This is a genomic window from Paraburkholderia sp. PREW-6R (assembly GCF_039621805.1).
In the GTDB taxonomy this organism is placed as follows: Bacteria; Pseudomonadota; Gammaproteobacteria; order Burkholderiales; family Burkholderiaceae; genus Paraburkholderia.
Genome location: NZ_CP155076.1, coordinates 261,601 through 286,602, shown reverse-complemented (window position 1 = coordinate 286,602; position 25,002 = coordinate 261,601). Strand labels below are relative to the sequence as shown.

The window sequence follows — 25,002 nt, the reverse complement described above, 5'->3', positions numbered from 1 at the left end:
GCGCAAGTGGATCAGCGGCGATACCCCGATTCCCTATTCGGCCTGGGCGTTGCTATGTGATGCGGCCGGTTTGGGACAGATATGGCGTCTCGATGAAACCGCGTGAACCGCAGAGGTAAGCAGGGTAGTCACGCATCCGCGGTTCATCATCCGGCACATGCCGGTCATTTCAAGGCGATCGAGCCTGCTCGACCGTCGCTGCAGGCCGTGACGTGGCTTTGGCAAGGGCTCCTTGCGAGCCACGCGCGACAAAGCCTGCCAGAGAAATGCCAACTGCCTCAGTCTGCCGGAATCCACCGCGGCCGCTTTCGGCAGCTAGGTGACAGGCCGGTCAGCGTCGGCTATAGGGCGTTGTTGTGGCTGGGACGCGATCGTTTCCTCATTCCTTACGGTCTGGCGCAAGCCGGGCCCGCCAGCCGCCAGAGATGTGCGCAGGGGTGTACGAGTGCGCACATTGCTGCGATCCCTCCACGACGATCGCAGCAATGTGGAGCAACGCGAGCTGCAGTCAGGTCATGTGGACACAGCGTGTCCACGTCGACGAGTTGAGTGAGCTTATCTCCTACGCAACGCATCGAATAATGACAAATAATAAAATAAAATTTTTCGCAGCGCGTTGCGCCAAGATCTGCAAAAGACAATATATAAACCCTTACATTTGAAAAAAAATATAGGTTAAACCTGATACGTCAACAGGTAAAATGGTTAGCCTATGTTGCCAACCGGGCGTGTTCAATCTGCCTAGTTGATTACATAACGAGGCAGGCATGGACAAGTCCAAAAAGCCGATACGCTTTCTGATGGAAACATTCCGGCTTTGTGATCAACAGAAAACGCGAAATGCTAGTCGCACTGACTGCGTTGCCATCAGATTGAATGGATTCAAGATGAGAAAAAAGGCATGGCTTGGAGTGCAGCTTTTGATGTTGCTGCTGCTGTTATCCTGGATTCAGTTTCATCCATTTTTATTTGCCATTTCGAAAGCAATCATTTTCATTTGCTTGCTTTTTTTGATTTTCAGTTGTTTAAAAAACAGGGGAATGCGGTGGAAAATAACTGGATTTGGCATAATCACCACCTTTGCCATCGCATGGACATTTCTCCTTTGGATAAATCTTAGGTGCAACATTGTCGATCGCGTATTTATCGCCGCTCGACTACCCCCATACGCTCAGTGCGAAAAATATGGGGTTGCCGTCGATAAGAATTCTCATCTGTCTGTGTGCTCCAAGGATGACGAGTGGTGGCGATATGGATTTACGCGCGCTGTCATTTATGATTCAAGTGGCCAAATCGCGCGAAGTGATAATTTAAGAGATGAAGGGTGGCGTCACGCGGCGTTGTCATTGGACCATATTGTGCCATTTGGGAATGTGGGTTTCGAAGCGGAGAAAGTAACTGACTCTTTTTATGTAGTCACGTTTTACGATGATCTCGAACAAAACGTAATATCCAGGCGAGGAAAAAATGGCTGACACTTTTTACGTTACGAACAAAGCCGGACAACTAGTTCAAGCGACGTTTCTTTCCTACAATGGAAAATACGTTTCGGATCCAAATGCGAGCAAGGCGCAGAACGCGAGCATCTGTCACGTCGAAACTCGAAATCCCTTGCAAACGGGGGCGTTCATATAAATGGAGCCATGAACAGGAAGGTCCCTTGGTCTGGCAGGTGTTCTTTCTCATTTCCTATTAAATCCGCAGGTCCTGCCGCGCAACCACAATCACGCTAACAAACAATGCTATCAAGCCGTCCTTCTCACGTCCCTGGTTTGCCTTGTTGTGTCTGTTGTGTCGTCTGCAGGGTAAAGATCAGAGCGAAAGTGGAAAAACTGGCCGTTCGGTCGTTACAAAGTTCTCGCTCCATACGGAGAGCTTTCGTCTCCATCTTGCCCTTGTAGCTCATCAGGGGTCGCCAGGCGCCACTGGGCGTTGAGCGAGCTCGTTCCCTGTGCAATGCATCGGCTAATACAAAATAATAAAATAAAATTTTTCACAAGGTGTTCCCCCAAGATCTGCAAAAAAACAATATATAAATCCCTACATTCGTAAAAAAATTGGGTTCAGACCCGATGAATGAACGCGTAGAATTGGCGTCACGCGGCTTTGTCGCTGGATCACGTTGTGCCCTGCTGGATTTTGAGTTTCGAGGCGAAAAAGTTAGCTGGCTCTTATTTTGTAGTCGCGCTTTTCGACGATTTCGTAAAACGTACTATCCAGGCGAGCAAAATGGCTGAAGGGTTTTGAATCAATTTGATCACTTCTCCGCAATTCGAGCATTTATCCGAAATCCGAAAGATATTGCAACAACCGAGTCCATGAAAATTCGTCTATCTCTCTACTCGCAAGTCAAGCTGGTCGTCTACGCGGCCTTGCTATTGCTCGCCGGTTTGACCCGCTCGGGGTTTGCAGCTGAAGATTCGCCTGCCGACCGGATCGTTCAGGTCAGGGGACAGGATGCAGTCGCCGAAGAACTGGTCATGGGCCCGAAGCAGACAGAATTCTGGTTCAAGCTGCGTTCGCTGATTGATCACCCCGAGTGGATCAACGATTTCTCGCGAATTGTGAAACTCTTCGACCTGACAATTACCGATCCGGTTGACGTCATTAGCGCAGATACACCTGGTTTCAAGGCGCGCTTTGACGCAAAGGACGAACATTTTTTTGCCATGTCATCGACGCAATATGGAATCGGTCCAGATATCAAAGGAGACGGGCGGGTATTGAGTTTCGAGATTGATATTCATACTGAGGAGATCTGCATAACAGACCGAGAAGTTCGGCGAATTTATGGCCGAGGCGTCGTGGGGGTCGCAAGTCACTGGGGTGTGCCTCCTGCTCTTGCCCAGGATCCTACCGGTGTTCTTTACTCGGTGGGCTATCGGAGCGAAGGCTTGATATCGCGCGCTCCAATTTCAATGTCTTACGCACCCAGCGGGTGTGTAGAGAATATCACTTTCAGGCAGTCAGTTTCAAACTGATTTAATTAAAAAAGAGAGAGGCGAAAAAGATAACTGGCTCTCATTTTGTAGTCGCGTTTTTCGACGATTTCGTAAAACGTACTATCCAGGCGAGGAAATGGCTGAAGGGTTTTGAATCAATTTGATCACTTCTCCGCAATTCGAGCATTTATCCTAAATCCGAAAGTTATTGCAACAACCGAGACCATGAAAATTCGTCTATCTCTCTACTCGAAAATCAAGCTGGTCGTCTATGCGGCCTTGCTATTGCTCGCCGGTTTGACCCGCTCGGGGTTTGCTGCTGAAGAATCGCCTTCCGACCGGATCGTTCAGGTCAGGGGACAGGATGCAGTCGCCGAAGAACTGGTCATGGGCCCGAAGCAGACAGAATTCTGGTTCAAGCTGCGTTCGCTGATTGATCACCCCGAGTGGATCAACGATTTCTCGCGAATTGTAAAACTCTTCGATCTGACAATTACCGATCCGGTTGATGCCATTAGCGCAGATACACCTGGTTTCAAGGCGCGCTTTGACGCAAAGGACGAACATTTTTTTGCCATGTCATCGACGCGATATGGAATCGGTCCAGATATCAAAGGAGATGGGCGGGTATTGAGTTTCGAGATTCATATTCATACCGAGGTGATCTGCATAACAGACCGAGAAGTTCGCCGAATTTATGGCCGAGGCGTCGTGGGAGTTTCAAGTCACTGGGCTGTGCCCCCTGCTCTTGCCCAGGATCCTACCGGTGATCGTTATTCCGTAGGCTATTGGAGCGATGGCTTGATATCGCGTGCGCCTGTTTCAATACTTTATGTACCCAGCGGTTGCATGGAAAATATCACTTTCAGGCAGTCAGTTTCAAACTGATTTAATTTAAAAAGAGGATTGCTATGTCAAATGCAATTTCCGCGACGGACCCGGGCTTGGCAGGTCTGGCTGCTGCGATGGGTGGCACTAACAGCAGCACTTTTCAGGATTTTCTCAGGATTGTAAATGCGTCGCCGCAATTCGTATCCGAATTGAGTGGATATTTGCAAAAGCATGATATTGAGATGTCGTCGGGGCAGCTGATTGAACAAGGGGTTAAAGTTAATGGGGCTACGGACAAGGACGTGGGTATCACAATCAGCTCCGTGCTTCCGTCTGACCCGCTGAAGAGTCCAGGCTATGTCCTTGCCGAAACTATCGCGCATGAACTTGGGCACTATCTGGATCCGAATGGTCCCGTCCAGGGCAGCGGTGACGCACTGCTTGGCGAGGCTCGTGCCGAAATCAATGCGTACGAGTTGATGTTTCAGGCGACCACCAACCTGAGCACAAGCGGAAATCTCGCGTCCTCCGATCCTAATGCGCCGGGCGGGCAACTGTATCTGGCGAATCAGGCGGGAATGCCGCTTGGCAACGTGACGCTGTTTGGTGACGCTGATGACTCCATTCAGCAACAGATCGCCCAGATGCTGGCCGCCAATCCGAACGTGGTTGGCGACATCATTTCAACGTGTGGCTATAAGTCAGCCTGTGAGGCGGCAGTTGCCACGGCGATGGGACAAATTCCGGCCTATCGAAATTACTATAGTGGAACGGGTAGTAATGCGTCGCCGGCAATCTCGATACAGAGCGGAGACTACCTGCTGCAGACGGATGCGAATAATCCATCGCAGATCAATGTAATCAATAGCCAGACGGGCAAAACCATCCAGACCATCACCACGGACGTGCTCCCGGATGGCTCGATCACGATGGGCGTGAGTGACGTGGCGTCAGGCTCAACCTGGAACAGTGTCATCGGCGCCAACGGGCAGTTGGTGCAGACGGACGCGATGCAGGATACGGGGGGAGTGCTGACGGATACCCGTGACAGCTATGACGCCAATGGCGATCTGACCGGATCAGATGACATCACCTATACCGGCAATGGACAGCTCAGCCTCGAACAGACCTTTGATGGCGATGGTAACCTTGTCAGCACGACGCGGGGCGCTTCGTACGTCAACGGCATGCTTACTGGCGAAAACGTGTTCAACGCCAGTGGCAACCACACGGATTATATCGTCATCGACCCGACGACCGGGCTGATGACCCAGGACCGCAAGTTTGATCCGATCACCGGCCAGCAGTACGAGACCGTTGTTTACCAGAACGGGCAGGAAACCGGCTACGCCGACTTTGCTAACGGCAAACAGCTCGATTACGTCGCGGTCGATCCGGTGACGGGACTGGTGACGCAGGACACAGAATTCGATCCTGCGACGGGCCAGACCAGGCTCATCGCGCTTTACCAGAACGGCGTAGAAACCGCCTACGCTGATTTCGTGAACGGCCAGCAGGTCAACTACGAGGTGGTCAATCCCGCAACGGGACAAGTCACAGAGGACCGGGAACTGAACCCGGCTACCCAGCAGCTCACTGTCATCCGGGAACTGGACGGCAACGGCGACGTGACGGGCGAAGCCTTCTTTAACAGCGATGGGCAGGAAACGGACTTCAAGGTCTACGACACGACGACCGGGTTGATGACCGAGGACCGCACGTTTGATACCGAAACCGGCGTCGAAACGGCCCAGCTCAATTACCAGGACGGGGTGCTGGTCAGCCAGGCGCTGTTTAACAGCGCTGGCCAGCAGGATGGCTGGCAGAACTTCGACCCGGTCACGGGGCAGCTAACGGAGAATGAGGTCCTTGATCCGGCGACGGGCGTGTGGACGGAGCTCGACTTTTATCAGAACGGCCAGCTTGCAGAAACACAGTTGTACAACGCGACAACGGATGCGGAAACGGCCCAGCTCAATTACGAGGACGGGGCGCTGGTCAGCCAGGCGCTGTTTAACAGCGCTGGCCAGCAGGATGGCTGGCAGAACTTCGACCCGGTCACGGGGCAGCTAACGGAGAATGAGGTCCTTGATCCGGCGACGGGCGTGTGGACGGAGCTCGACTTTTATCAGAACGGCCAGCTTGCACAAACGCGGTTGTACAACGCGGTCACGGATGCGGAAACGGCGCAGCGCTACTACCAGGACGGGGCGCTAGTCAGCCAGGCGCTGTTTAACAGCGCGGGCCAGCAGGATGGCTGGCAGAACTTCGACCCGGTCACGGGGCAGCTAACGGAGAATGAGGTCCTTGATCCGGCGACGGGCGTGTGGACGGAGCTCGACTTTTACCAGAACGGCCAGCTTGCAGAAACACAGTTTTACAACGCGGTCACGGATGCGGAAACGGCGCAGCGCTACTACCAGGACGGGGCGCTGGTCAGTCAGGCGCTGTTCAATAGCGCTGGCCAGCAGGATGGCTGGCAGAACTTCGACCCGGTCACGGGACAGCTAACAGAGAATGAGGTCCTGGATCCGGCGACAGGCGTGTACACGGAGCTGGACTTTTACCAGAACGGCCAGCTTGCACAAACGCGGTTGTACAACGCGGTCACGGATGCGGAAACGGTGCAGCGCAACTATCAGGACGGGGCGCTGGTCAGTCAGGCGCTGTTTAACAGCGCTGGCCAGCAGGATGGCTGGCAGAATTTCGACCCGGTCACAGGACAGGTAACGGAGAATGAGGTCCTGGATCCGGCGACGGGCGTGTGGACGGAGCTGGACTTTTACCAGAACGGCCAGCTTGCCGAAACACAGTTGTACAACGCGACAACGGATGCGGAAACGGTGCAGCGCAACTACCAGGACGGGGCGCTGGTCGGTCAGGCGCTGTTTAACAGCGCTGGCCAGCAGGATGGCTGGCAGAATTTCGACCCGGTCACGGGGCAGCTAACAGAGAATGAGGTCCTCAATCCTGCGACGGGCGTGTACACGGAGCTGGACTTTTACCAGAACGGCCAGCTTGCACAAACGCAGTTGTACGACGCGGTAACGAATGTGGAAACGGCGCAGCTCAGCTACCAGGGTGGCGTACTGCAGACTGAGGCGACCTTTGCCAACGTAAATGGACAGGCGCAGCAGGACGGATACTTCTGGTTCAATGATCAGCAGCAGGTGACGGCGCAGGCGACGTTCAGCGATGGCCAGCAAACCGGTACCCTTTTCTACGACACCTCGAAAGGCGTGGTCACGGCGATCACTACTGTCAGTGACGGGGCCATGACGGGAGAAGTTTTCTTTAACGATGACCCCAGCAACCACTATGTAGACAGGATTGAAGTCGTCAATAACGACCAGGTCACTGACTACGTCAATATCAATGCTCAGGGGAAACCTACGTCCGGAACACCCGATGTGATCAGGGACCCGTCTGTATTTACCAAGGTAGCGGACGCCGCTTCCGGGAACGTCAACGGCCTGCTGGATACCGGCACTGATTTCTCAACTCCAGAAGTCGGCCTGCCCACCGATACCATGGATGGTCTTTACGGCCTCAATGGCCTCGCCGGTCTCGGCGATGAAATGGACAACCTCGGAGGCGAAATCGATGACTTCGGAGGCATCGAGTATGCTGGCCTCGCCGGCAGCCAGAGCATCATCGACCAGACACTCAGCGCTGGCCTGGCAGCGACAGCCCAGACGGTTGGGGGTGGGTCGACGCAAGGCGCTGCGGCTGCTGCCAGCGGGTTGCAGGAAGCCGCACTGGCTGCCCAGCTCTCATCCATGTCGGGAGGAACGGGAGCGTCAATCTTCGAAGAAGCCGGCTGGAGCGGCAACGTGATCACCTGGAGTGCCGGCGGCAGCGCCAACGGTTTCAGCGACGGCATGTCTGGCAGCGAGGCAATCCTGGTCGAGCAGGCGTTTGCCACGTGGGCAGCAGCGTCGGGTCTGCAGTTCGTGGAAGTCTCCGATCCGTCGCAGGCCGATATCTCTGTCGGCCTGGCGCACCTGGACACGGCGGCTACGGGCGTGGTCGGCATGACCAGCATCAATGCCACGGCCGGCGTGCTGTCATCGGCTGAGATCCGGCTGGAAGCCCCCAGCGAAACCGCACTGGCGACGGACGCGAACGGGCAACTCGCTTACACCGGGACGGACGCGGAGTTCGAACAGGTGCTGCTGCACGAGATCGGTCACGCCCTGGGTCTTGCCAGCAATGCAGATGCGAACTCGATCATGTACTACGAGCTGAACGGGGCGAACCGCACACTCGATGCGACGGATCTCGCCGGTATCCAGTCATTGTACGGTGGAGGCGCGCCGACGGCCCCTTCGTCATCCAGCACGGCGGTGAACCAGCTGATCCAGGCAATGGCGGCCTATGCACCTGAGTCGTCCGCGGGAACCGGTGCGAGCGTGATATCCGAACAGCCGCAGCCATTGCTGGCCGCCGCCCATTGATGCCTACCCCCCGTTGATGCCTACCCCGTAGCCGCCGCGTACGCGGTTGCTTCACGGGAAGCCGTGCCGCCCGGGTGACTTTACCGGGCCGGCGCGGTTCTCCGGATACGCCTGTCTCTGTAACCTCTTTTTCCCGCATGCAAACCGAAGCACCCCCCACGCCAGACGCGGGCCTTGCCGCGCTCGTCGATATCGCACGCTTTCATGGCATTGCTGCCGATGCGGCCCAGCTACGCCACGACGCCGCCATCGCAGGCGCTTTCGATGCCACGGACCTTGTGCTCGTCGCACGGCGTCTGGGCATGAAAGCCCGCATTGTCTCACTGCGGGCTGCCAGTATTTCGCGCACTCCGCTGCCCGCGCTCGTGCTCGACCGCGAAGGACGGCATTTCATTCTTGCAAAAACGGACGGCAAAACCGCGCTCGTGATGGAACCTGGCGCTGCCGCGCCCACCGTGCGCCTGCTGAAGGAGATTCTCGCGCGCAGCAGCGGCACGATGATCCTGTTCGCGTCGCGCGCATCGATTGCAGGGGAACTCGCCCGCTTTGACTTCTCCTGGTTCATTCCGGCCATCATCCGTTATCGCCGTTTGCTGCTCGAAGTGCTGGGCGTGTCACTGGTCCTGCAGCTGTTCGGGCTCGTTTCGCCGCTGATGTTCCAGGTCGTCATGGACAAGGTGCTCGTGAACCGCACTTACAGCACGCTTAACGTCGTGTGTATCACGCTGCTCGCGAGTTCTGTTTTCGAGGTGGCGCTGACCGCCTTGCGAAATTACGTATTTGCGCACACGACCAACCGTATCGATGTAGAACTCGGCGCGCGGCTGTTCCGGCATCTGGTGGCGCTCCCGCTCAATTACTTCGGAGCGCGCCGCGTGGGCGATACGGTCGCCCGCGTGCGCGAACTCGAAAATATCCGCAACTTCCTCACGGGCCAGGCACTGACTGCAATTATCGACCTGGCCTTTTCCTTTGTCTTTCTCGCCGTCATGTGCGTCTACAGCGTGTGGCTCACGCTCATCGTGGTCGCATCGCTGCCTGTCTATGCCGCCGTCTCTGCCTTCCTGATGCCCGCGTTTCGCGCGCGGCTTAATGAGAAATTCGCGCGCGGCGCGGACAACCAGGCCTTCCTTGTCGAGTCCGTCTCCGGCGTCGAGACCATGAAGGCGATGGCGGTGGAACCGCAGTTCATCCGCCGCTGGGAATCGCAGCTTGCGGCCTACGTGAGCGCGGGGTTTCGCGTCAGCCAGCTTGGCAACCTCGGCCAGCAGGCCATCCAGCTTGTGGGCAAGCTTGTGACGCTCGCCACGCTTTTTTTCGGCGCGCGCCTGGTGATCGACGGGCGTCTGTCCGTGGGCGAGCTCGTTGCCTTTAACATGATGTCGCAACGTGTAAGTGCACCGGTCCTGCGTCTCGCGCAACTGTGGCAGGACTTCCAGCAGATCGGGATTTCGATGCAGCGCCTGGGCGATATCCTGAACACGCGTAACGAACTGCCGCAGAGCCGCCAGGCCCTGCCGCCCATTCGGGGAAATATTGCTTTCGAGAACGTGCGGTTCCGGTATCGCGCCGATGCGCCGCCCGTGATCGACGGCATGTCCCTGGCTATCCGCGCGGGCGAGGTGACCGGCATTGTCGGCCGCTCCGGCTCGGGCAAAAGCACGCTGACGAAGCTGCTGCAACGGCTCTACGTGCCAGAACACGGCACGGTTCGCATTGACGGGCAGGACCTGGCGCTGGCCGACCCCGCATGGCTGCGCAGGCAGGTCGGCGTTGTGCTCCAGGAGAGCGTGCTGTTTAACCGGTCGGTACGCGAAAACATTGCTCTCGCCGATCCGGGCGCACCGCTGGAAATCGTGATCCGCGCAGCGCAGCTCGCAGGCGCACATGATTTTGTTTGTGAACTGCCCGAGGGCTACGACACGCTCGTCGGTGAACACGGCAACAACCTCTCGGGCGGCCAGCGTCAGCGGCTCGCCATAGCGCGCGCGCTGCTGGGCAATCCGCGCATTCTCATTCTCGACGAGGCAACCAGCGCGCTCGACTTTGAAACCGAGCGCATCCTGCGTGAGAACATGAAGGCAATCTGCGCGGGTCGCACGGTCATTATCATCGCGCACCGCCTCTCTGCCGTGCGCCATGCCGACCGCATCATCGCGATGGATCGCGGGCGCATTGTCGAGCAGGGCAATCACGACACGTTGCTCGCGCATCGCGGCTATTACGCACATCTCGTTTCACTCCAGGACGGCTGACCATGCGATCCATGAAACTTCTGGCGCTCGTTGACCTGTTCCGGCGATATGCCGCTGTATGGCGGAGCGTGTGGGCTGTACGCGCGCAGCTTGAGCGCCCCGCACGCGATGCCGACCAGCTAGCGTTCCTGCCCGCCGAGCTTGAACTCGTTGAAACGCCGGTCCACCCTGCGCCGCGCTGGGCCATGCGCATTCTCGTCCTGCTGGCTGTTGTCGTGCTGCTTATCGGCCTGCTCGGGCGGCTCGATATCGTGGTCACGGCCAGTGGACAGTTCATTCCCGATGCGCGGGTGAAGACGATCCAGCCCGCCATTACGGGCGTGGTACGTGAAATCGCGGTGCGCGACGGTCAGCGCGTCGCGCCTGGGCAACTGCTGATGAAGCTCGACACGACACAGGCTGCAGCGGACGCCGACAAGGCCCGTTCTTCACGACTCGACGCGCAACTCGCGGCAGCACGCGCCGGTGCGCTGCTCGCTGCGCAGCGCGATAACCGGATACCTGCCGTAGCACATATCGATGGAGCGCCCGACGCGCGCATGCAGGACGCCCAGCGACAGGCCGAAGGCGCATGGCGGGAATATTGCGACCAGTACAGCAGCGCGAATGCGGAAATCACGAAGCGCCAGGCGGAACTCGAGAGCACGCGCGCCGAAATCGCCAGGCTTGAAGCGACCGCGCCACTCGCGCGGCAGCAGGCCGAAGCGTACAAGGCGCTTGTGACCGATAAATACGTCGCACGCAACGACTGGCTCGGCAAGGAACAGGACGCGCTTGACAAGGAGCACGAACTGGCGGCCCAGCGCGCACATGCGAACGAACTGGCGGCAGGGGTCGCCGAACAGCGCGCGGACCTGGAAGCGATCGCCTCGAAATTCCGCCGCGAGCAGCTTGACGAGCTGGAAAAGGCCACGCAGCAGGCCGCGCAAAGCCACGATGATGAGGCGAAGGCGACAACGCGCCAGGCGCTCCTGAGCCTCACCGCACCTGTCGCGGGCACGGTGCAGCAGCTTTCGGTGCATACGCTGGGTGGCGTCGTCACCACGGCGCAGACGCTGATGGAGATCGTGCCCGACGATGCGCTGGAGGTTGAGGCGCGCCTGCAGAACCGGGATATCGGTTTTGTCGAACCAGGCCAGCGCGCCGCTGTGAAGATCGAAGCGTTTCCCTATTCGCGGTACGGCTATCTGGACGGAACCATCACCGAAGTCTCGAACGACGCCGTGCAGGACAGGGACCGGAAGCAGGGCCTGACGTTTCCGGTTCGCATCCGTCTGGACACGAACCGCATCCGCGTCGATCACCGCTGGATCACACTCACGCCCGGGATGGCGGTAACAGCCGATATCCGCACGGGTCGGCGCAGCGTGGTCGGCTACTTCCTCGACCCGCTGTTGCAGACGGCACAGGAGAGCATGCGTGAACGGTAGACTACTTATGCGGCCCGCTGTCCTCGCCGCCTTGCTGGCGCCATGCGTGCCTGCTCATGCGCTTGATGTGCTGCGCGCGCAGCAGGACATTCCGGCAACCGCTGCGGGCGCAATGCTATCGGCCGACGGGTGTCCGACAGGCGCGCCGGAGCGTCCCCTGCGGCTGGCCGAAGCGGTCGCGCGATCGCTGTGCAGCAACCCGAAAACGCGCCAGGCATGGGCCGATGTAAAGGCGCAGGCAGCGGGCGTCGGTGCGGCGCGCGCCGCGTACCTGCCGACCGTTTCCGCAAACTGGCAGGGCATGCGCGAAAACTCCGTTGTCGATATCGAGAATCATCCGGCGCTTGGTTCGGATTACACCGCGACGGTGCGCTCTGAAGGCGTATCACTGAACTGGCTGCTGTTCGACTTCGGAGGGCGCGAGGCGACACTCAGGAACGCGAATGCGCTGCTGGAAGCCGCGCGCGCAACACAGGACGCGACGTTGCAGGAAGAATTCGCAACGGTCGCAAAGGATTACTTTGGCGCACAGACGGCAATGGGCGAGCTCGACGCGGCGAGAGACGTCGAGAGCATGACGCGCCAGAGCATGGTTGCCGCGCAGGCGCGTACCGAGCGGGGCGTCGCGCCAGTCACGGACGCCCTGCAGGCGCAAACGCAGCACGAACAGGCGGTATTCAGCCTGACAAAAGCTGAGAGCGATATGCAGACCGCCCTTGGCACGCTCGCATCGGACATGAACCTTGATCCATCCGTTGCGCTGGAAGTGCCGGCCGTCACAGAAGATGCGCGCACCGATGCGACGTTCAGCGAACCGGTTGCGCAGATGATTCGCGACGTGCAGACTGCCCATCCTTCCGTGCGCGCCGCGCAGGCGCAGTACGAAGCCGCGCTCGCGAAGGTTTCGCAGACGCGCGCGCAGGGTCTGCCCTCAATCAGCCTGGTGGGCAAATACAGTCGCGACAACCAGCCCGAAAGTATGGGGCTCGGTTTGCCGACGTATCCGGCGACCGGCCATGAAGCCTATGTCGGCATACAGGTGAGCATTCCGCTGTTCGAGGGATTCGGGCGGCATTACCAGACCGACCAGGCACGGGCGCAGGCGGAACGGCAACTGGATAGCGTTGATGACGCCAGGCGGCAGGTGGCACTTGACGTGTGGACAAGCTTCCAGGCGCTGACCGGCGCAACGTCCAATGCACAGAATAGCGCAAGACTGCTCGACATCGCGCAGCAGGCCTGGAAGGCCGCACAGCATCGTTACGATGCGGGCGTCGGAAACATCCTTGAACTGTTAAACACCCAGGCGGCGCTGGCCAACGCGAAGCAGCGACGCATCCAGGCGCTGGCCGGGTGGGATACCGCACGGGTCGAACTGGCGTCAAAACTTGGAAGGCTCGAACTGGACAGTATTTCAGGGCAACGGTATCAATGGGAAGGAAAGTGAAGGAGCGGCATTCGGCACCGCTGGTCAGCAACACGTGCAGGCGCTGACTGACTGGCGCGCAGCGCGCCCAAGACTCGCCGGCAGTCTCGGACGGCTCGGGTTCGACGACGCACAGCAACAATGAGCCGCGATGAACCTGAACAGCATACCTTCACATACATCGGCCGCACGCGCCACAGTAGCCTCTTTGCTCATTGTGACGGCGTGGTCGCGCATTGTGCTGTTCATGCAGGCCGGAGGAAAATACCTGCTGCACGGACGACTCGCACGGCCCTCCGATCTGACGCACCGGCGCCGACATCCGGACGAGCGCACCCGCACGTAGCTCGCGTGGCTGGTCAGCTCGTCAGTCCCTAAGCGGGCAGTTTGAGACAGTCGACACCCTTGGGCAGATAGTCGACGACGTGGCTACCACCCGACCCAGTTGGCATCTCGTAATCCATCGCAAACCATGCACGCTTACAACATATATCTAGCGATCGCAGTTTTGTTTGTTGGAGTGCATCGAGCGCTCCGTTGGCGAAATGCAAAGTCGCGGGGTTTGAGTCCAGCACAATTCGCGCTGGAAAACGGTGCTTTAGTGCAGAAGTTACGAGCAACGGGAAAACAGATGCGCTGGTTCAGCAGGATATTGTTTGTTTTCCCGTTCGTGCTGGGTGTGGAATTGGCAATCAAACCCAAATCACCGGGAAGTCCCGTCGCAGCAGAATTCGTGACCTTTTTGGTCATCTTTGGGATTCTTGGCCTTCTTTTCCTGTGGGTCGCTAGAAAAAATGAAGCGCTTGCACGCGAGATTGAACTGCTTTCCTGAATAATGGTGCCTGACGCGCATTACTGCTGCACGTGCACGGCGACCCTTGAATGTCCGTTGAAAACTACACTGTTCGTCCGTCTCGGGTTGCACCCAGCCGCCCGCGACGCGATAGCGCGGATTGGTTCGATGCCCCACGCTTCAGGCAGTGTCCGGCCAGTTTCGGTTGGTCGACGGCGGAGCCCAGATCGTCGACAATGTTCTTCGCTGACTTCGAGATTACCTTTCGCGTCATGCGCCGATTACAGGCGTCGCGCTTCTTTATCGCGGGTAGCCCTGCAGAGCCAGTCCTCATGCTAGACGGTGCAGTCTCGGAGTGGCTCTTCGCGTCGGGATTCTGGAATCGAATCAACAACTCGCTGGGAACGATGTTCGACCAATTCGAAGAGGATGAGGCTGAGCCTGCGGCTCTCGTACAAATTGCTTTGGAGTTAGAGACTTGGGTTCGATCGCTTGAATCGCAGCGTGAAGAAAAGGTGCGCTTCGTTTGCGGTTGGTCCCCTGCTGGAGACTCCCATACTGTGGAGGTTCAGCGGACGGATCTCATCTCGCGACTGGTCATGCTACGAAGCCTTCTTGCTTCGGCGGCTGCTAACGGAAACGTTCTTGAATTCAGCCTTTGATTGCGGCCCGTTATCGAAATGGGCGTGAAGCGGCCCAAGAAGGGACATGCGACCGGATGGGACGAATCGACGACAATAACCGGATTACCGCAGATTTCCGATAGTGATTTCAATGGCGAAAAAAAATAGTTGGAAACGTTGCTGCACGATTGCGCGGCTGGTGATTGCAGCTGCTGCGATGAGCGGCTGTGCACAGATCCAAACGAACAATGCTGAAAATTCGTCAACGCGTAGGCAGGTGGAACAGGATGACGCCAACACCCAGCTTATGCGTGGGTTCCAATACGTATTGGGTTCATCCAAGGATTTCGGCCAGGCGTTTGCATGGTTCCGTAAAGCGGCCGATCAGGGTAGTGCTATTGGCGAATACCAGGTCGGGCAGAGCTACGACATCGGCCGCGGTGTGAAAAACGACCAGACCGAAGCGGTGGTCTGGTACCGGAAAGCTGCGGAGCAAGGTCTTCCCCTAGCCCGCTCACGTCTCAGGCAAATGTTTGTTAGCGGCCAACTCCTACCTGTCGATGATGACCGAGGCGGACAATGGTGGCGAGAGCTTGTGGAGCAGGCGGCTGATGAGTCACAGGCGTTTTATCGTGCCTACGCTACTGCATCCCAAGGCGATGCGGATGCCGAGGTCGAACTCGGCATCGCGTATCTGACTGGTGTTGGAACGCTCAAAGACCGGACTCAGGCAGCCTCGCTATTCCAGCAAGCTGGCGAGCAGGGACAGCCCGAGGCACAGTGTCTTTTCGCTGCTCTCTCAGCCTCCGACGATGACTGGACCATACCGACCGAAGCGAAACACGCCGCCGACCTGTGTCAGAACGCGGCAAACCAAGGGCATGCCGACGCACAATTGGTTCTCTCGACCTTTTACCTGACGGGGCGTGGAGTGCCGAAGGATTCTGCACAGGCGGCTGCCTGGCTCCGCAAGGCGGCCGAACAGGGACGACCGGACGCGCAGTTCATTGTCGCTTTCGATTATCAGCGAGGTAGAGGTGTTTCCAAGGATGATGCTCAAAGCATTGTCTGGTTACGCAAGGCAGCCGATCAAGGATACCCAGCGGCGATGACCTCCCTTGGGCTGCAGGCTTCTATCGCTCATATGACTGGGGCTAAAGATCCGCTTGGCGACCCGGTGCTCGCACAAAAGTTTACCGACTTGGGAATCGAACATTCCCCGGACTCAACGCGAGATCTGCTGCCGAATTTATGGGCCAGTCGTGCTCAGCAGGAAAAGGATCGACAAATGCAAAAGCAATGGAGTGGCGTTCTCGCTCCGGCGTTGAAAGCAATGGGCGTCGACGGTCGATGACATCTCCGGCCCCATAGTTACTTCATCGTGCAACAAGCTGTACAGATGGTCGTGTGAACGGCTGCTAGGGGCAGCGCCTATGGCCGGTTAGGGTGGCTAGGGACGTTCGCGTCGATATCGGGCCGGAGGCTGACGTTCGGCCAATTTCGGACAGTCGACACCACCGCACAGATCGCTGACAATCCGTCCGCAGCGGGCGCTGGTGCCATCCCGTGACGCTTACAATCTTGGGAAAAATGAAAATCCGTTCGGTTACTGCATACATCCTTTTCTACGGCCTGATTTCAATTTTTCCCGTTGCGTTCGTCCTGTCCGGTGCTGTTGCTGATTCTTTTGCAAATAATATGCTGCGTGGCCGCCTAGATCCTGTATGGATCGGGTTCGGGCTCGCCACGCTCGTTGTTGCCGCCATCGGTGTACTGACTCGAATGTCGACAAAACAGGCTAGTTCGAACAGGCGCATTGACACCCGCCAATTTTTCGGCTTCCTGCTCCTTATCTTTGCGTATCTGGTGTTTGCCGGGTGGATGCTGGCGGACGCCGGAGAACGACTACTCGTCCGAACCACGTCCCACGAAAGCCGCTATTACCTGACTTCCGCGCAGCCGATGTCAAGGAAATGCCAAAACCCCGTGACGTGGTATGACCATCAAGTCGACGGCATGGTATTCACCTGTTCGACATTTGCGCTCTTCAACTACCCCGCAGACTCGAATGCGCGCAGAGCTTCGATCGTTCATGTGCTGACCGGTCCGTACGGTATCCGTGTTCTTTCGATCCATGCAGTTGATTCGTATTTCGGCCAGCAAGACTTGGCGGCCATGAAGGATTGTCGCTGATCACCTGAAGTTCCGAAGGGGTCCACGATTGTCGGGGCGACCACTTTGAATGCCCGATGAGGGGAACGCTCATGCGCCGTTTCGATTCAACAAACAACCCGGGATCGAAGCGAGTCGATCGCTGGAAAGCGCCGTATGCAATCTGCATTGGACCGGAATGGACGTGCGAGCAACGACCGCCTGCGTTGGCCAGAGGAGCGGGTTCGGCCACAAGGGACAGTCGACAGCAGTTGCAAGACCGTCGACAATCGACGCGATCACGATAATCGGCAGAACTCGTGTCGATCGGCCGCCAGGCGCACCTTTGCGCCTGGATCATAGGGCTGTTCGAGCGAGATAAAGTCGCAAACCAGAGGCAGGTTGAAGCGACGGACCTGGACGTTCAAAGGAATTGTTCCGCAAATGCGTAAACATCCGATTGCCCTGATTCTTGCAGCTTGCCTGGCGTGCCTCAGCATTTACCCCTCCGCAGTCGAAGCACAAACACCATGCGCGCACTTTGAAAAACAATTGTCCCGGTTACAACGGCAGCATCCGCGTGTCGATATCTCGAACCTAGGCTCGCAAGAATTATGTTTCGACAGCTGCACAGGAGACCAGATCCGGGCTGCGCGGTACTGGGAACAAGCTGCACCGGCTTCGGCCGACGCCATCCAAACTGAGCTGGCTCAATACGCCGATACGACGGGTTATTCGACAGAAATAGCGATACCCGGCAGATCCCAGGCTATCGACAGAATCTCGCGGCGTGTGGGAACGGCCTCTTGCATACGCGATACCTATCTCACCCGCGCTGCCGATGGCTACCGCTTGATGAGCAACTCAATTCTCGATGATTTATCTCAAGAAGCCGGATACTGCGGCAGATCGTTCGTCTACTTCGAAACGTGGCGAAGCCGCTCTTACGCCGTTCTCTGGGACGAAGGAGAAGGCAACACGGAGATAATTGCTTACCGCGTGACGCCGTCACTTGATGTGGAGAACCAATCAACAGTTTCTATGCCGAACACGCGGGACTCAAGCTTCATGAGCTGATCCATACGTTCGCTGTACCGATAAAAAACGGAAATCAGACGGACGAAGCAGGGCGTGCTGAGGTCGTAATTGAGGGATTCTGCAAACTCGGCAACGACGCGGTGTGCAAGGAGCATTGGCCGCCCACCAGGGCTATCGAACGCGAGTAAGCGGACTAATTTCCGTGGTCAACGAAAAGCCTGCCTTGATTGTTTTCGAAGCCGCCGCCATTTGTGACCATTCGCTCTCAATTGTTAGCCACAGGAGGTTGTACCTCGTGCGGCGAATGGCTGCTCCTCAGAATTCCAACACTCCCTTTTGCGTCGAAAAGAGGCGTTTGTCCTGTCTGAAAGCGGCCGTTGACAGAGCTTGTCACGCATTCGACAGCGGTGGCCGGCCCGTTACAAATGCATGCTGGCCGCGTCATTAAGATAAGTTTTCTTATCCTTGTGGCAACGTTTCAGGACTAAACTCGATGCCGTGAAAGCGCGCTTTGTCCTCCCTTTGCTTTCGCGGCGGCACCGGACGGCTTTTCCGATGCTGACTCGCTGGCTGCGCTGCGTGCCTGGTACGCAGGCCTGCCGGCGCGGGCAGCGGTTGCGCGTTACCTGCCGGGCAGCGTGCGCGAGGGACAGTCCGCCCGTGGCATCCTTGGGCGCGTCTGCCACCAACTAGTTGCGGTGGCTCGTGGTCTTCACCGCGACGATCTCGCCCTGCTGTTCGCGCATCCGGCGTCCGAACGTTTCAAGCGGACCAGCGCGGTGATGCACGCGATCGGTATCGCTCCGATTGCTGCCGGAGCCGCAGCCGCAGATTGGCGACGACGTCTCTTGACGCCTGGCGGGCGTTGCCCTTGCAATGACTCCGGCGCGCGCCTTTTCGGTTTCAAACAACTGTCGAAGTTCCTCAAGCACAATCAGCTGCATCTTGCCCGGTGGCCGGGCCGGGCGCCCTGTCTTGAATATTGGAAAAGGCAAAACGCCCCCCGCCACGATCCAATTGAATCCGGGCTGCTACCCAACATAGCAACAGCCGGCGCATACTTTCTCCTATTTCGGTTTAGCCACGCTGCCGTCCCCTTGTGGGGGCTTCGCTTGCTGTCGATTCAAGTCTGGAGGAATTGTAAGTACCCGCTCCCAGTCGGATGAGGCCTGCGGATTCGCTGCAACCTCGGAGGCGACCTGGGACATCAACTGACCTATACGGGGATACTTAAGCCGCCAGGTGCCGAGCGCAACGGCCACGAGCGCATAGTTCGGAGGCTTGGCGAGTAACGCTGCGTTCATTATTCCGAGTGTCGCTTGCGCTTCACCACATTCCTTGTTGTATAGGGAGACCTTGAACGTGAAAACCTGCAGGACGGTAACCTCATGCTGTGCGAGGCAGGTCACGCTATTGGGCGGTGAATCCTGGTGACTGAATATCAGGACAAAAGGCGCAGCGACGACCAGGTAGATAATGGAAAGCCAGCCAACCTTTTTGGCGAAAGACATCGATCTGAATGACGCACACATGGCCTCTCCTGAGCTAAAAATGCAGCCCGTTCGCGAAACGCTGCTTATGTTGAAGTGCCGTGTTGCTCATGATTTTCCGATCAGAGCGTGATTACAAGATCGGAGTACCGACCCACGGTATCATCGCCGGTTAGCAGCCGCAATGGCTCAGTAATGGCCTGTGCGACCAGCATCCGGTCAAACGGATCGCGGTGAATATCGGGCAGATCGCGGACCGCCGCAGCGTGTGTCGCTGTCACGGGCAGTTCGCGAAAGCCCGCTTCTTCCATCCGGGCTACCAGCTCGTTCACGTCTGCGTCCAGCTTCCCGATTCCAGACTTGATAGCAATTTCCCAAATGCTCGCGGCGCTGACGAAAACGGTTTCTGCGCTCAACATGATGGCCTCGGCCTTCTTCGTGAGTTGTTTGTCGCCGCTCATGGCCCACAGGAAAAGGGGCGTATCGATCAACAGGCGCATCACCGACCTTCAAATGTTGCCAAAACATCGTCGGGCAAGGGCGCGTTGAAATCGTCAGCGATTCTGATCTTCCCCTTCATCAGACCGAAGCGAAGTTTGGGCTTCGTCTCGACCGATACGAGGCGCACTACCGGGGTTCCAGCCTTCGCGATAACAACTTCTTCGCCTTTGACAGCGGCCTCAATGAGACGCGAAAGCTGCGACTTTGCCTCATGAATATTTACGGTTTGCATGGCATCTCCATCAATTTAGCTTTGTTTAGTCTAGCTAACATGAGAATGCAACCTGCGCCTATATCACACGCGGATCTCATGGAACATCGCAGTGCATCTGTCTGAGCTTTCCATTGGACACGGCCAATAGGGCAAAACGTGGCCCAGTCCGTACGGCCTATTGAGCACCGTGATCATGACTGTCGGACAGGGGACGTAGTATCCGACGGGTGTTCCAGGCCCGGATACCGCTCGCGCGTCATGGCCCGTTCCCCAGGTCATCAGGCGTGTGCAGCTGATCGAAGTAGCCGGCCAGCTCGCGGCGCACGCGCTTTTTCTCGGCCTGCGCGTAGAGGGTCGTCGTCTGCAGCGAGGCGTGACCCAGCACCTTCTGCGCGACCTCGAGCGGTACTCCTGCCGCCGACGCCTGCGTGCCGAACGTGTGACGGAACGCATGCGGCGTCGTGCCGGCCAGCTGCCGCCGCTCGTCTTCGCTGAAGGATTCTGTCTCCAGCAGCTGCGCGATCGCCCAGCCCGTGAGCGCCCGCAGACCGTTGCCTGAATAGCCGTGCACGTGGTTCGCCTCCGGATCCGTCACTGAAGTCCCGTGCCGGCGCCGGGCGGCCGTCGTCGGCGGAATCCACACGGGCCGCATCAGCGGCGCCGACGCCGGCGGCGCATTGAAATCCATTCCCAGATCCGTCCAGTGCTCGCGCAGCGCACTCACGCACGCGCGGCTGAGCGGCACCGTGCGCTGCTTGCGCCCCTTGCCGAGCACCTGCAGCTCCCAGCCTGCCGGCACGTCATCGCCGGCCACGTCATCCGCACCATACCAGCGCAGCCGCTCGCGGCGCGCAAGGGCCGCCTCGGTGATGCGCAGGCCGCTGTCGCCCATCAGCAGGATCGCCGCGCGCGCGGCGCGCCAGCGCACGCCTGCCACAGCAGGCAGCCGGGCCCGTGCGTCCAGCAGCGCACGCACCTTGCGCCACAGTCGCAGCGGCAGCGCCCGCTCGATCTGCATTGCGTGTTCGCGTTCGACCGTCGCCGGCAGCGTCACGGCCACCCAGGGATTGCCGGCCAGATAGCGGACCTTGACCAGCCACCCGAAGGCCGCCTGCAGGGCGCGCACCGCATGGCGCTGGCTGTCGGCCGACAGGCCTTCCGGGGCGAACGGACGCCAGCGGGATGAGTTGCGCGCGCGGCGCACCCCGGTGAAGCGCCCGGCCGGCGCGGCGAGAAAGGCCTTGTAGGCTTCGCAGTCGTCGACGTCGAGCGACGACAGTGGTTTGCCCCGCTCGGTCACGGCCCACAGCAGCAGCCGCTCAAGCTCACGGGTGTACGCGCGCAGCGCCTGCGGCCGGTCGCGGTAGCGGTGCAGGTACGAACGCACCGCGTCGAGATCGTGCTGCGCCTGCAGGTAGCACAGACCGCCCATGCGGTTCGTTCCCTGCGCACCGGACAGCACATGCGGCAGTTCGATCCGTTCGAGCGGCGCAAGTGGACTGTCGCGCTCATTGTCGATCACCACGTGCGATGCCGCCGGCGCGACCAGCGGGTCAGTCGCGTCGACGTCGGCCGCCACCGTCACACCGAGCGTGCCGGCATGCCGGCGCAGCCAGGCGACGATCGTGCGCGCGCGCAGCAGACCGATACGCGGCACCGCTCGCCACCAGCTGCCGCCCGCAGGTTGCAGAAGGCGACGAGCTCCCCGAGTGTGTGAATTCCCTCCCCCGTCAGGCGTGTCGCGACCAGCGGCCGGAACCACAGACCCACCGCGTGGTGCGCGAGCGGCGCCGCCGCGGCAAGGGTCGACGCCTGTTCGACCATGCGCAGGCTGACTGCGGTGAGCTTTGCGCTGCCGTGCTGGCGGATGGAACTTTTCAGGTGCGCGGCGAGCACGGGTGAGCCGTGCAGCAGCGCGAGCTGCACGAGGTCATCGCGCATCTGCCGCAGATAGCGGGCGGTGTGCTCGGGCGAGGCCGCATGCGGCGCCTCGGGATCGAAGTACAGGCGCGCGATGGTGGCCGGCGGCACGTGCTGCACGGATGCGCGCAGCGCGGCGAAGTCGGTGCGCGTGTACGTACGCGGCGGCGGCAGGACGAGCTGTTCGGGTGGTCGGGTCATGGCGTTTGGTCAGCGGTCCGGACTGTCGCGCCGTACTGCGGGCTCCACCCGTCAGCGCGGGTCACCTGACCCAGCCGGGCCGGCCGGATCGCGCACCGCACGACAGCCTGGGTAGTCACTGCGGGATCGGCTCCGTGGTCCATCTGCCTTCCTTCATTCGTCGAACAGGATCGCGGCGTAGTTGCGCGCGCTGTGGATGACGTGCAGCACATCGACCCGCGTCACGGGTTCGCCGATGGTCCGGTAGAAGATCTGGTAGTTCCCGTGCACGCAGTGGCGCACGCCCCGGTCCTCATACCGCCGGACCAGGGGAAAGGACAGCGCCATCGGTCCGAGCGAGAGGCACCGCTCGCGCAGTTCCCGCACGAAGGTGAGCGCCCGTCGCGGGTTGTCGCGCGCAATGTAGTCGCCGATCGCCTCGAGCTCGGCCAGCGCCGCCGGCGTGAGCCGGACCCGTGGTGTAGCGGCGGGCGTCACGGGCGCCGGTCCGCCATCGCCTGGTACTTCGCCTCGAGGCGGTCGAACGCGGCCTCGGCGTCGACGCCCTGACCGGCCTCGGACTGGGCGACGCTCTGCGCGACCGCCGCATCGAGCGCGGCGAGCTGCGCCTCGCGGTCCTGGATCAGGCGTACGCCCTCGCGCAGCACTTCGCTCTTGGAGCCGTAGCGGCCCGACTCGACCAGCTGCGCGACATAACGCTCCAGCTGGTTGCCCAGTTCGGCACTGATCATGGTGACACTCCCGTTGGCTGCCGGTGCCGGACGGCACCGCGTCCAGCCAGTATAGCCCGCTTGATAACTGTTATCAAAAACCTGGCCTGATGGGCATGCGTACCGGGACTTTCCCGTAAAACGGCCATTAACCACAATGTTGCTAATGGCAATTGGCGGCAATACAGATTGATACATTCTGTCTATGGCCGGCCTGTCGTTAGCGTTAGGTAAAGGTGTCATCGGTCAGGGGCCGCGCGGGAGGTCTAAGCCCCGCATTAGCGCGAAGTGAACTTGCAAATTGACGTTCGTCTTCGACGACATATCATCGAGTGGGTGGCAAGCTTGGTTAGCAGCTCTCAGATTTGGCGCATCTAGCGTTTTCTTCGGGCGAGGAGATAGGCGCGAGCCAACCCAACCATCAATGGCATAAGTCATACCAATGCTTTGCATCCTTATCAATGCCAGTCTGTCAGACTTGCGTTGCAATTCGGGTTTTGAATTCGAACCATTGACGCAAGGACAGTGGCTCACTGCGCGCCGCAAGAGCGCGCTCGCATGTCGTCACGCCGGGCAGATCTTATAAATGTAACGCCTAACCCGCGCGCTTGACCTATCTTTGGCTTTGTGGGCTGGGTATATCATGGAGACGGAAATCATGGATATGCCGATCATGATAAAGAAACGCCTGTCGCCTCGCAGGCATTGCCTGAGGGCCGCTGGCTGCACTGCGTGAAGGTCCGCCTGATAGACTGGTGAACAGTCCGATGACGCCTGTCGAGCTTCAGGATCTGACTTGCGTTCAAAAAAGGTCATCATCAGTGCGTGAATGGCGACGGGATGAACATGCAGGAGAGTGTGGCAAACGTCATTCAAAGTTTCGCTGGATTGCTAGCCAGAATCAGCAGCAGACCAAATACGATAGGCAGAACCGATACCAGTGCGAAGGCCATATAGAAGGTGCCAGTCGCATTCACGATAAAGCCGGTGAACAGCGGTGCGACAATGCCTGCCGTGGAGCCGATACCGGTGGTCAGGCTCGACGCTGCTCCGCCGTGTTCCGGACAGGCATCGATTGGAATTGCAAAGAACACCGGGTTTGCAATGAAATTGATGAAACTGGCAACGCTGATCAGGGTGACGATCGCATAAGAATCGGACAGAATCAGCGTCAAACTGATGACCGCACCTGTCAGCATAAGACACGTACCCGCCAGATAGCTGCGCCCCAGCACAGGTTCTGACTGCGGCGGTAGACGAAGTCAGAACACAGTCTTGTGCGTCAAGCACGTGGCCGAGATGAAAACGCTCCTGGCAAATTCTATCAGGGCACGCAGCTTCGGCTTGAAAAACGCCCGCATATAAGACCGCAGCCGATACCTCGTTCACGTATGAGAAGGATTAGCTTGGCAAGCCGGGCGGTGTCCATACGAGCCTGTGTGAAACCCATCGATCGCCACAAACTGAATTAACGTGTCGAGCGCCACCAGCATTCCGACCGCACCGCCGGCACGCGGATGGAACGGATAATAGATGCGAGCCAGCTAAGGAGCTACTCGCGACCAGTATGTCTCTGTTTCGACTGGCGCCGGAAAGACGTGGGTCGTCTGCGCGTTTGCACAGCAGGCCTGCCGGCAGGGCTCCTCGGTATTTTATGTCAGCGTTGCCCGGTTGTTCGAGGAACCGAAAATTGCGCACGGTGACGGAAGTTTCACCCGCCGACCGGCTCAGCTTGCGAAGATGGACCTCCAGCTGCTGCACGACTGGAGCCCCCAGGGCCTCGACCAGGGCGCTCGCCACGATCTGCCTGGAGTGCTTGACTATCGCAATGGCACCCGGTCAACGATCACGATCCCACACTCGCTGATGCCATTCCCGATCGTCTCGTATATCAGGCGCAAAGGCTTCCATTGAAGGGCGAATCGATGTGCGAAATAAAACAAAACGCAACGACGCCATAGCCTGATTCCGAACACTCACGCTACAATCCATGCACTACGCAGTCCTGCCCTACATCCGG

At 58.7% G+C, this 25,002-nt stretch carries 21 protein-coding genes and 2 pseudogenes; 14 read left to right on the top strand and 9 right to left on the bottom strand.

All coding sequences use genetic code 11. From position 1 onward, the window contains the following. Positions 1–767: 767 nt before the first annotated feature. The 13 genes from AAGS40_RS30395 to AAGS40_RS30335 all read left to right on the top strand — a co-directional run bounded on the left by AAGS40_RS30395 (position 768) and on the right by AAGS40_RS30335 (position 17,985). Positions 768–1,475, top strand: coding sequence for a hypothetical protein (locus tag AAGS40_RS30395; RefSeq protein ID WP_345817711.1), 708 nt, complete (start codon positions 768–770; stop codon positions 1,473–1,475). 843 nt (positions 1,476–2,318) lie between these two features. Then, on the top strand, positions 2,319–2,981 hold the full coding sequence (locus tag AAGS40_RS30390; RefSeq protein WP_345817710.1) for a hypothetical protein: 663 nt from the start codon (positions 2,319–2,321) through the stop codon (positions 2,979–2,981). Between the two features lie 111 nt (positions 2,982–3,092). Further along, entirely contained in the window at positions 3,093–3,830 is a 738-nt protein-coding gene (locus tag AAGS40_RS30385) for a hypothetical protein (RefSeq protein WP_345817709.1), read from the top strand. Positions 3,831–3,853: 23 nt separating this feature from the next. Next, on the top strand, positions 3,854–8,230 hold the full coding sequence (locus tag AAGS40_RS30380; RefSeq protein WP_345817708.1) for a matrixin family metalloprotease: 4,377 nt from the start codon (positions 3,854–3,856) through the stop codon (positions 8,228–8,230). Positions 8,231–8,367: 137 nt separating this feature from the next. Then, positions 8,368–10,485: a type I secretion system permease/ATPase gene (locus AAGS40_RS30375; protein ID WP_345817707.1), complete on the top strand. Its 2,118-nt coding sequence runs from the start codon at positions 8,368–8,370 to the stop codon at positions 10,483–10,485. Between the two features lie 2 nt (positions 10,486–10,487). Further along, positions 10,488–11,915, top strand: a complete 1,428-nt coding sequence (locus AAGS40_RS30370; RefSeq protein WP_345817706.1) for an HlyD family type I secretion periplasmic adaptor subunit — start codon at positions 10,488–10,490, stop codon at positions 11,913–11,915. After that, on the top strand, positions 11,905–13,362 hold the full coding sequence (locus AAGS40_RS30365) for a TolC family protein (RefSeq protein WP_345817705.1): 1,458 nt from the start codon (positions 11,905–11,907) through the stop codon (positions 13,360–13,362). The genes AAGS40_RS30370 and AAGS40_RS30365 overlap by 11 nt, the downstream gene beginning before the upstream one ends. 130 nt (positions 13,363–13,492) lie before the next feature. After that, complete coding sequence (locus tag AAGS40_RS30360; protein WP_345817704.1) at positions 13,493–13,687, top strand: hypothetical protein; 195 nt, start codon at positions 13,493–13,495, stop codon at positions 13,685–13,687. Positions 13,688–13,903: 216 nt separating this feature from the next. Further along, positions 13,904–14,173 (top strand): hypothetical protein, encoded by a 270-nt coding sequence (locus tag AAGS40_RS30355; RefSeq protein ID WP_345817703.1) that lies wholly within the window; start codon positions 13,904–13,906, stop codon positions 14,171–14,173. Positions 14,174–14,370: 197 nt separating this feature from the next. Continuing rightward, positions 14,371–14,796, top strand: a complete 426-nt coding sequence (locus AAGS40_RS30350) for a hypothetical protein (protein ID WP_345817702.1) — start codon at positions 14,371–14,373, stop codon at positions 14,794–14,796. Between the two features lie 112 nt (positions 14,797–14,908). Beyond that, positions 14,909–16,111 carry a tetratricopeptide repeat protein gene (locus AAGS40_RS30345; RefSeq protein WP_345817701.1) on the top strand — a complete coding sequence of 401 codons (1,203 nt, stop codon included), beginning with the start codon at positions 14,909–14,911 and terminating at the stop codon, positions 16,109–16,111. Positions 16,112–16,323: 212 nt separating this feature from the next. Then, positions 16,324–16,950 (top strand): hypothetical protein, encoded by a 627-nt coding sequence (locus AAGS40_RS30340; RefSeq protein WP_345817700.1) that lies wholly within the window; start codon positions 16,324–16,326, stop codon positions 16,948–16,950. A gap of 402 nt (positions 16,951–17,352) precedes the next feature. Further along, a complete protein-coding gene (locus tag AAGS40_RS30335; RefSeq protein ID WP_345817699.1) occupies positions 17,353–17,985 on the top strand; it encodes a hypothetical protein in 633 nt (210 codons plus the stop codon). A gap of 650 nt (positions 17,986–18,635) precedes the next feature. Here the strand turns inward: AAGS40_RS30335 and AAGS40_RS30330 are convergent. The 9 genes and pseudogenes from AAGS40_RS30330 to AAGS40_RS30290 all read right to left on the bottom strand — a co-directional run bounded on the left by AAGS40_RS30330 (position 18,636) and on the right by AAGS40_RS30290 (position 24,181). After that, positions 18,636–18,890: a hypothetical protein gene (locus tag AAGS40_RS30330; protein ID WP_345817698.1), complete on the bottom strand. Its 255-nt coding sequence runs from the start codon at positions 18,888–18,890 to the stop codon at positions 18,636–18,638. A gap of 123 nt (positions 18,891–19,013) precedes the next feature. Then, positions 19,014–19,457, bottom strand: coding sequence for a hypothetical protein (locus AAGS40_RS30325; protein ID WP_345817697.1), 444 nt, complete (start codon positions 19,455–19,457; stop codon positions 19,014–19,016). A 101-nt stretch (positions 19,458–19,558) separates the two neighbouring features. Next, the gene (locus AAGS40_RS30320; protein ID WP_345817696.1) at positions 19,559–19,936 is read right to left on the bottom strand and encodes a type II toxin-antitoxin system VapC family toxin; all 378 of its coding nucleotides are present in this window, start codon (positions 19,934–19,936) and stop codon (positions 19,559–19,561) included. After that, positions 19,936–20,169: a type II toxin-antitoxin system prevent-host-death family antitoxin gene (locus AAGS40_RS30315; protein ID WP_345817695.1), complete on the bottom strand. Its 234-nt coding sequence runs from the start codon at positions 20,167–20,169 to the stop codon at positions 19,936–19,938. Before AAGS40_RS30315 ends, AAGS40_RS30320 begins: the two co-directional genes overlap by 1 nt. Positions 20,170–20,407: 238 nt before the next feature. After that, positions 20,408–20,803: a site-specific integrase gene (locus AAGS40_RS30310; RefSeq protein WP_345817844.1), complete on the bottom strand. Its 396-nt coding sequence runs from the start codon at positions 20,801–20,803 to the stop codon at positions 20,408–20,410. A gap of 960 nt (positions 20,804–21,763) precedes the next feature. Beyond that, positions 21,764–21,975, bottom strand: a pseudogene (locus AAGS40_RS30305) (phage integrase family protein); the annotation flags it as partial. 450 nt (positions 21,976–22,425) lie between these two features. Beyond that, positions 22,426–22,749 (bottom strand): type II toxin-antitoxin system RelE/ParE family toxin, encoded by a 324-nt coding sequence (locus AAGS40_RS30300; RefSeq protein WP_345817694.1) that lies wholly within the window; start codon positions 22,747–22,749, stop codon positions 22,426–22,428. Then, a complete protein-coding gene (locus AAGS40_RS30295; protein WP_345817693.1) occupies positions 22,746–23,003 on the bottom strand; it encodes a type II toxin-antitoxin system ParD family antitoxin in 258 nt (85 codons plus the stop codon). The genes AAGS40_RS30300 and AAGS40_RS30295 overlap by 4 nt, the downstream gene beginning before the upstream one ends. 851 nt (positions 23,004–23,854) lie before the next feature. Beyond that, positions 23,855–24,181 (bottom strand): hypothetical protein, encoded by a 327-nt coding sequence (locus tag AAGS40_RS30290; RefSeq protein WP_345817692.1) that lies wholly within the window; start codon positions 24,179–24,181, stop codon positions 23,855–23,857. A 391-nt stretch (positions 24,182–24,572) separates the two neighbouring features. Here AAGS40_RS30290 and AAGS40_RS30285 point away from each other — a divergent pair. After that, positions 24,573–24,943: pseudogene (locus AAGS40_RS30285) on the top strand (ATP-binding protein); the annotation flags it as partial. Positions 24,944–25,002 lie beyond the last annotated feature (59 nt).